Genomic DNA, 6,098 nt, shown 5'->3' on the forward strand with positions numbered 1-6,098 from the left:
ACATTAATAGAGGAATGGCCAGCACGTAGCCCTTCTTAATTCCTTTCAATTCGTATTCTTTCTCCAGAATTTCCGATAGAAAGAAAAGTGTGCCGAATAAAATAAGCATAACAAAAATACCACTGAGAAAGACGGCTGATAGCCACTTTCCTTCCTCTTGGAATGTCTGCTTACTGTTGCTTAGGAACTCCTTGAATTTCTTTGGCTCCTCTTTTTCATGGGGTACTTTGATAAAGAAAAAAATAAGAACTATTGAAATAAGACTGAAAAAGGAAATGGAGAAGAATGGAAGGAACCATAAGAAAGAAGCGAAAGTAGCTCCTAATATTGGACTAATCACTTTTCCGAACGTATTCGAAGTTTCGATGATGCCAAGACATGAACTAGTTTTTTCATCATCGTCTTTATACAAATCCCCAACGAGTGGGAGGATGATCGGGAAGGCACCAGATGCACCGATTCCCTGCAAAATTCTCCCGATGATAATCCAGGCGAAGGGGTTATCCAGTTTCCAGGAGGCGTAACCGGCAATTAATCCACCAATTAGGGCTAAAATCAAACTAGGCAATATGACAATTTTACGGCCAAATCGATCGGATAGATAGCCTGCAATTGGGATGAGGAAAATGGCTGCTATTGAGTAACTTGTGATAATCATGCTCGACTGAAACGAAGAAATACCCATCGTTTTTTCCAAAATGGGAAGAACGGGAATTAGCATTGAATTTCCTAATGTCATTACAAGAGGGATTGAAGCCATACTGATAATGCACCATGTACTGACTTTTTCTTCACTGTTTTCCATACATACACCTCAGAAAATTTCATATTGAGGAACGTATTTAGGGTCTCCAAGACGTACATTTTTATGCGGGTGCGATTTGCTAGAAAAGTGAATGATAGGCTTGGACGCCGAAATAAACGCCGAAGCCGATCATGGAAAGGGAGGATATCATGGAAATGCCTGTCAGGATGTTATTCGATAGCACTTTGCTGGCGCTACTGGACAATAAGGACATAGTTAAATCCACCATCATAATTCCCAATAATATGGCTCCACTGCAAATGAAGATTTCATATCCTGCCAATGGTTCAGAAGACCCTACAAGGAGGGAACCATAAATACCTAACCAAAAAAGGACCGTCAAAGGGTTTAGAAACGCCATGAATAAGCCGGCTATGTATGTATGTCGAATTCGATTTGTCTTGGTCATTGTTTTTGCTTTAGTTTTGTGGAGCGCAAGCAGATTTTCAATCCCCGTATAAATGAGGACAAAGCATCCGAAAGACCAGAGCAGCGTTTGCATGAATGGTGAATCGATGAATTTAGCGATTCCGAAGTACACCAAAAGCRTATATAGGATATCGGAAGATAAGGCTCCAAGACTGAAAATCCATGCACGAAAAAAGCCTTTGTTGATGCCTGTATTTATCAGCGTCGTTTTTACTGGGCCGATAGGTGCTGCCAATGAAATTCCAAGAAATACATACGTAAAGAATGAATGCATGGAAAACCCTCCAATAAGATCATGTCTTAGCATCTTATTCAGAAGCCGTATTCTCTACAACTAATATAAAATAGTACACATAAATAATAGGATATCCCAAAAACTAAAACCGACACCACCATAGCGATGATAATTCATATAATTGAAGATCAAGGGCAATCACCATTCTGTATACCAATGTTTAATGATAAACAGGAACTTGTTGCTAAATCTAAAGCAATCTTCTGTCGCCTTGAGTAATCTAATGAAAAATAATCATCAAGCAATATAGAATCTATTGGAAATGAAAATATTTCCATCTAATTATTGAACTGGAAAAAAAGCAATGGTAAAATGAGATTTACTAAAAGAAATGGAGGTTTTCCTTTTGACAGCATCTATGAGACTTAGAATCCAAACTTTGAACCGTTAATTGCATATGGTCCAGGCTCTGCTTAAGTATGGAGTAAATGGGATTAGTCTGTCTCTTTAGGAAAACTTTATTTTTATGTTTATCAAAAAAAGAGAGGTTGAATCTACCCTCTTTTTTTGTTGTCTAAAAATAGTAATATAACTACTCTTTTTCGATTCGAGCAAAAAAGACCTTAACCATTTACTTTTCATTGTAGGAAATATACAGAAAAGGTCGTGAAGAAAATGAATATGGAATATGAAAATTGGAAAAAGAATATTATTATTTTTTTAAGTAGCCAGACGATATCACTTTTTGGTTCCTCRCTGGTTCAATATGCGATTATGTGGCATATAACACTTACTACACAATCAGGAATGATGATGACACTGTTTATTTTATGTGGATTCATCCCTACTTTTATTTTATCGCCTTTTGCCGGCGTATGGGCAGATCGATACAATCGAAAGGTACTCATCATCTTATCGGATGGATTAATTGCTGTTGCAACTCTCGTCATGGCAATTGTCTTCTTAATGGGATATGAGGCAGTTTGGCTACTGTTTGCTATGGCTGCTATTAGAGCGATAGGAACAGGTATTCAAGGTCCAGCAGTAGGGGCTATTTTACCGCAAATTGTTCCAGAGGATAAACTGACGAAGGTAAGTGGAATTAACGGAAGTATACAGGCTATTATTATGTTCGTGTCTCCTATGGTGAGTGCGGCAATGCTGACAATGGCCACATTAGAAAGTATTTTCTTTATAGATGTGGTAACTGCAGCTATAGCAATCGTAACTTTGCTTGTATTCTTAAAAATTCAGGTACATGCAAAGGCATCCGAGGTACAAACAACAAGCTATCTTTCTGATTTTAAAGCAGGTTTAACATATATTAATAACCACGCTTTTTTGAAAACGTTCTTTTTGTATTTCGCGATGTTATTTGTTTTGATGGCGCCTGCAGCATTTTTAACTCCATTACAAGTGACTCGGAGCTTTGGTGATGATGTATGGCGGTTAACTGCAATTGAAATTGCCTTTTCGATTGGAATGATGGCAGGCGGAGGTATTATTGCTTCGTGGGGAGGCTTTTCAAATAAGGTGCATACAATGACACTTGCCAGTATTATAATGGGTATTTGTACGATTGCATTAGGGATTATGCCAATGTTTTGGGCTTATTTACTCTTCATGGCGATATTCGGAGTGTCAATGCCAGTCTTCAATACACCAACGACTGTCCTGATCCAAGAGCGAGTCGAGGGTGATTACTTAGGTAGAATATTTGGTGTATTTGGGATGATTGCTACATCTATGATGCCGATAGGAATGCTTATTTTTGGACCTATGGCAGATGTCGTGAGAGTTGAATGGATTCTATTGGGTACGGGAGTGCTTATGTTAATCCTAGGAGTGTTATTAGGAAGAAACAAAGTATTATTAAAAGCAGGTGAGCCTGTAGTTGTTCCAGAGTCATCTGATTTAACCTTATAATAAATACATTTAGATCTTGATAGCCTGGCAGATCTAGCAATTACAAGAAAATTAGAGACTAGATGCCCCTACAAGTCTAATGGGTGCTTTACTTCAAAAAGGAGTAAAGCATTTTTTTCTTGTTCAACTACACGTGGAGATAAGTTCAATATCACCTCCTCTGTAAGTTTTCCGTAATGTAAATTAATGTTAATATTGAGTATATCTTGGAGGTGTAAACATGTCTTTTAAAATTATTATCCATTTATCTGTAGCTTCAATGGCTTTCATCTTTTCTGCCCTAGCTTCATGGTATGAGGGAAGTAAAATATTAGATGTATCTTGGGAATGGAAACATACAGCTATCTTTTCTGAGATGTTAAATGGTCCTGTGAAGCAAGCAAGCGATATTTTAACAATTGACTATTTTGTATATGCAGCTAAATTTTTACCTACATTTCCTTTAATTATGTTACTCAGTAGTACTTACATTCTAATTCTTTTAGGATATATTCTACTCAAAAGTAACGATAAGTTGTTTTCGTATTTCCTAACATCTATTGGCGTAATATTCTTGGTATTAAGTGGTTTTGTATCAAATTCTCCAACTATTGGTTTGAAATATTTTTGCATAAGTTTTTTATTACTAGGGATGATTTCAATTGTTATTGCGTTAAATAGATTTATTAACAATAAGACAAGAGAAATATATTAAATTGTATTACTTATACAACTTGCTGATGCTTTAGTTAAAGATCAATGGGTAATGAAGAAACCCTTTTCCTTTTCCAACAAACCCAGCAGGCTAGTTATAAAAAGGGTTAGATTTTTGAGTCAAATATCGGGGATAAGAGGGGATTCACCTGGAAGAACTTCCATATGTAATCTTAATTTCAATTGTAACGTTTATTAGTTGGATTGATTATAGAAAGAAGGTTAAGAAAGCTGAAAGCGAAGAAGAAATAAGAAAGGCATTAGTTCCCTTTCTTTTAGTAACGGTTCTATTCGTTATATCTATTTCAGTATTTCTTACCTAATTAAAAGGATGTCCAATAGCGTAAGCCAAAGAAGAATAAATGGTGCTTAAGTTAAAATCAAGTCTCAGGATAGTTACATTTCAAGGGAGGATTTTTAGTGGAAACTGAAGTATATATAAAAGAAACTCCCATGTTAATTATGTTTGGACTGATTTTCCTTATCATTTTCGGATTATGGTTAATAAAAAGAGTAAGATCATACGATTTTAACAATAAAAGCACAATATATTTTTTGTGGAACAACTATGACTTAATTGGCGGTTGTCTAATAGGAATAGCCTTACTAATTATCGTCGTTTTTTTCTAGTGGTGCTGCTACAATTTGCATGCATTCATGCTGCGTAATTGATTTCTGATGCGTTCGATATTTTTCGAACGTTTTTTTCTTTGGGAAATTTATGGGTTTCGTGATTTTGTGCAACCTGGAGTGCCATTGTGTCTACCTGGACGAGTGTTCTGTCTACCTAGATTCCCATTCCTTCAACCTGAAAGTTTTCCTCACCTCAAAAATGAAAATGTTTTCCATCCATTGATTAAGAACGTTCGTTCGGGGTATAATTCATTTAAGAACATTTGTTCGTTTTGGAGGAGGAGAACATCATGTATGAACAATATCCCGATCGGAAAATCGTTTGTCTCGATATGCGAAGTTTTTATGCAAGCTGTGCGGCAGCGGATGAAGGACTTGACGTGATGAAAACCCCGATTGCGATTATTGGGAATCAACAACAGAGGGGAAGCATCGTGTTAGCGGCTTCCCCACCGTTAAAAAAACAATTTGGCGTGAAGACAGGTACGCGCTTATTTGAAATACCGGATCACCCAGATATTCGGCTGATTGAACCTAAAATGGGCTTTTTCGTGCGGGTATCTATGGAAATTACCCGTTTGCTCAGTGAGTATGTGCCAAAAGAATCGATTCATGTCTACAGCGTGGACGAAAGTTTTATCGATTTGGCAGGAACGGAGCGATTATGGGGACCTGTTGAGCAAACTATCCAGCGCATTCAGGACGATTTACTGGAGCAGTTTCAATTGCCATCTGCGATGGGCATGGGTCCGAATATGTTGATGTCGAAGCTGGCGCTTGATTTGGATGCCAAAAAAACAGGATTCGCTAGCTGGACTTATGACGATGTCCCAACGAAGTTATGGCCAGTATCACCACTTCGCGAAATGTGGGGCATTGGACCGCGAATGGAAAAAAACTTGAATGCCATGGGGATTTTTTCAGTCGGAGATCTTGCGAAAACGAAGTTGACGACGCTTGAAGCAAAATTCGGAGTCATGGGAAACCAACTGTACCATCACGCCTGGGGTATTGATTTATCCGACCTCGGTGCACCCCTTATCGAAGGGCAAGTCAGTTACGGAAAAGGGCAAATTCTATTTCGTGATTACCGTAAGAAGGAAGATATTCTTGCCGTTGTTCTTGAAATGACGGAAGACGTGGCAAGACGTGCACGGGAAGCGGGGAAAGTTGGGCGCACCGTTCATCTCGGTGCCGAGTACAGTAAAGATGCCTTTGGTGGAGGGTTTCATCGTTCCCGTTCGATGGAAGAAGCCACAAACGACACAATGAAAATTTACAAGATGTGTGTGAAGCTGCTGGATGAACATTTTGATGACCGACCTGTCCGACGACTGTCCGTGACTTTATCGAATATGGAGCCTGAACATTCGATGC

At 38.1% G+C, this 6,098-nt stretch carries 5 protein-coding genes; 3 read left to right on the forward strand and 2 right to left on the reverse strand.

Going from position 1 to position 6,098, the window contains the following annotated elements:
* Together AC1DSB_RS12800 and AC1DSB_RS12805 are read right to left on the reverse strand one after the other, a co-directional pair.
* Positions 1-805: MFS transporter (locus tag AC1DSB_RS12800; protein WP_477586837.1), on the reverse strand; the 805-nt coding region annotated here is incomplete at its 3' end.
* Positions 806-884: 79 nt separating this feature from the next.
* A complete protein-coding gene (locus tag AC1DSB_RS12805; protein ID WP_477586838.1) occupies positions 885-1,508 on the reverse strand; it encodes a LysE family translocator in 624 nt (207 codons plus the stop codon).
* A 636-nt stretch (positions 1,509-2,144) separates the two neighbouring features.
* Here AC1DSB_RS12805 and AC1DSB_RS12810 point away from each other — a divergent pair.
* From AC1DSB_RS12810 to AC1DSB_RS12820, 3 genes are all read left to right on the forward strand, one after another.
* Positions 2,145-3,395 (forward strand): MFS transporter, encoded by a 1,251-nt coding sequence (locus AC1DSB_RS12810; protein WP_477532554.1) that lies wholly within the window; start codon positions 2,145-2,147, stop codon positions 3,393-3,395.
* A 220-nt stretch (positions 3,396-3,615) separates the two neighbouring features.
* On the forward strand, positions 3,616-4,089 hold the full coding sequence (locus AC1DSB_RS12815) for a DUF4306 domain-containing protein (RefSeq protein ID WP_477586839.1): 474 nt from the start codon (positions 3,616-3,618) through the stop codon (positions 4,087-4,089).
* A 922-nt stretch (positions 4,090-5,011) separates the two neighbouring features.
* On the forward strand, positions 5,012-6,098 hold a 1,087-nt coding region (locus AC1DSB_RS12820; RefSeq protein WP_477586840.1), incomplete at its 3' end, for a Y-family DNA polymerase.

This window comes from Paenisporosarcina sp. P4_E4_2 (assembly GCF_056401595.1).

Excerpts from the sequence above, each read along its gene's own strand:
- AC1DSB_RS12815 (WP_477586839.1), top strand. The coding sequence starts at position 3,616 with ATGTCTTTTAAAATTATTATCCATTTATCTGTAGCTTCAATGGCTTTC.